The following is a 2288-nucleotide window of genomic DNA, read 5'->3' as shown; positions in this document are numbered from 1 at the left end:
GAGCCCGGCGCTTTCGGGCATCTAGCCACCGGCGTCGGCGCGGGCCGCGCTGCCGCGCCGCCGGCGCGCGAACGCCCGCCGGCTAGCCCGAACTTTACCTGGAAATCGAGCTAAGTCCTTGAATAAGCTGGATAGTGGGTTGTCCATGTAGTCATAAGGCACGGTGCATTTTGGTTGCCCTGAGGGGCGATGTGTGCTATAAGTAGCGCATGTATGTGGCCGTCGTGCCGAACCGCGGTTCCGCCCCCGCCGTCCTTCTGCGGGAGAGCTACCGCGACGGCAACAAGGTCAAGAACCGCACCCTGCAGAACCTCTCGCACTGGCCGGCCGAGCAGATCGAGGCGCTGCGCGCGGTGCTGCGCGGCGAGAGGCTGGTGCCGGCCGACGAGGGCTTGCAGATCGTGCGCGCGCTGCCGCACGGCCACGTGCTGGCAGCGCTCGGGACGGCGCGCAAGATCAAGCTCGACCGCGTCCTGCCGCGTGCCTTGGATCGGCGCACCAACCTGGCGCTGGCACTGATCGTCGCCCGGCTGCTCGAGCCGGCCTCCAAGCTGGCAACGGCGCGCGGGCTCGACGAGACGACCGCGCTCAGCTCCCTGGGCCCCACCCTGGGCTTGGGCCGGGTCAGGGCCAACGAGGTCTACGCCACGCTCGACTGGCTGGGCACGGCGCAGCCGGCCATCGAGGCAAGCCTGGCGCAGCGTCATCTCAGCGACGGCGTGCTGGTGCTATACGACGTCACCTCGACCTGGCTGGAGGGCCGCTGCTGTGCGCTGGCGCGCCACGGCTACAGCCGTGACGGCCGACCCGACAAGCTGCAGATCATCGTCGGGCTGCTGTGCAGCGCGCAAGGCTGCCCGATCGCGGTCGAGGTGTTCGAAGGCAACACCGCCGATCCGGCGACGCTTTCGCTGCAGGTCGACAAGCTCAAGCGGCGCTTCGGCCTCAGCCGCGTGGTGCTGGTCGGCGACCGTGGCATGATCACGGCCGCGCGCATCGTCGAGGATCTGGCGCCGGCCGGGCTGGACTGGCTGACGGCATTGCGGGCGCCGGCCATCCAGGCGCTGGCGGCCGACCGCGGGCCGTTGCAGCTGTCGCTGTTCGATCAGCGCGACATGGCGGAGATCGAAAGCCCGGACTATCCCGGCGAGCGGCTCATCGTCTGCCGCAACCCGGCTCTGGCGCACGAGCGGGCGCGCAAGCGCCGCGAGCTGCTCGACGCCACCGAGCAGGATCTGCGCGCCATCCAGGCGCGCGTCCGCCGGCGCCGCCAGCCGCTGCGCGGCGCCGACCAGATCGGCCTGGCCGTCGGTGCCGTGATGGGCCGCCGCAAGATGGCCAAGCACTTCCACCTCACCATCACCGACGGCCAGCTCAGCTTCACCCGCGACGAGGCCGCCATCGCGGCCGAAGCCGCCCTCGACGGCATCTACGTGCTGCGCACCAACGTGCCCGCCGACAGCTTGAGCGCGTCTGACGCGGTCAGCACCTACAAAAGCCTTGCCCGCGTCGAGCGCGCCTTCCGCAGCCTCAAGACCGTCGACCTCGAGCTGCGCCCGGTCTTCCACTGGACCGCCCCCAGGGTGCGCGCCCACGTGCTGCTCTGCATGCTCGCCTACTATCTCGAATGGCACATGCGCCAGGCGCTCGCCCCCATGCTGTTCGACGATCACGATCGTGCCGCCGCCGATGCAGCCCGCTCCTCGCCGGTCGCCAAGGCCACGCCATCTCCGCTGGCCGCCGGCAAAGCCGCCACCAAGCACACCGACGAGGGCCTCCCGGTGCACAGCTTCCGAAGCCTCCTCGGCGATCTCGCCACTCTCACGCGCAACACCGTGCGCCTCGGGCGCAACACCACCTTCGCACTCCTCGCAACCCCCACCGCCGTCCAGCGCCGCGCCCTCGATCTGCTCGGCCTCAAACCAGCTCTGTAGTCAGTTCGCCTAAAATTAATCGGGCGATATCAATCGCTTGACCAAATTAACGGTAAAGTTCGGGCTAGTGGCCCGCCCCGCCTCACGGTACTGTCTGTCCGCAAATGGATCGCGTTGCGGGGGACGCATGGATGCCGAAGTCAGCCAGCATGTTCTTCAAGCCTTGTCCTACAAGTCGCCGGACGAACGGCGTGCCGAAGGAAAGGCACTGCGGGATTCGGCGCCGCGCGAGGAGCAGGCCCATTGGAAGCCGGGCAAGAATCGCCGCGATCCCATCGACATCCTGAACGAATCCAACGAACACCGCCTTCCCGACCTGTTGCCGATTCGCTTCGGCCGCATGATGCAGTCGCC

General features: G+C 68.5%; 1 protein-coding gene and 1 pseudogene. Both read left to right on the top strand.

Features of this window, described 5'->3' with window-relative positions; all coding sequences use genetic code 11:
- Nucleotides 1-209: 209 nt before the first annotated feature.
- On the top strand, nucleotides 210-1934 hold the full coding sequence (locus VFM98_RS10395; RefSeq protein WP_325109851.1) for an IS1634 family transposase: 1725 nt from the start codon (nucleotides 210-212) through the stop codon (nucleotides 1932-1934).
- A 127-nt stretch (nucleotides 1935-2061) separates the two neighbouring features.
- Nucleotides 2062-2288: pseudogene (locus tag VFM98_RS10390) on the top strand (DUF2252 domain-containing protein); the annotation flags it as partial.

Origin of the sequence: Ramlibacter sp., assembly GCF_035706265.1 — a bacterium.
In the GTDB taxonomy this organism is placed as follows: domain Bacteria; phylum Pseudomonadota; class Gammaproteobacteria; order Burkholderiales; family Burkholderiaceae_C; genus Ramlibacter.
Note: the sequence above shows the minus strand (reverse complement) of the source record. Positions and strands in the feature narration are given on the sequence as shown.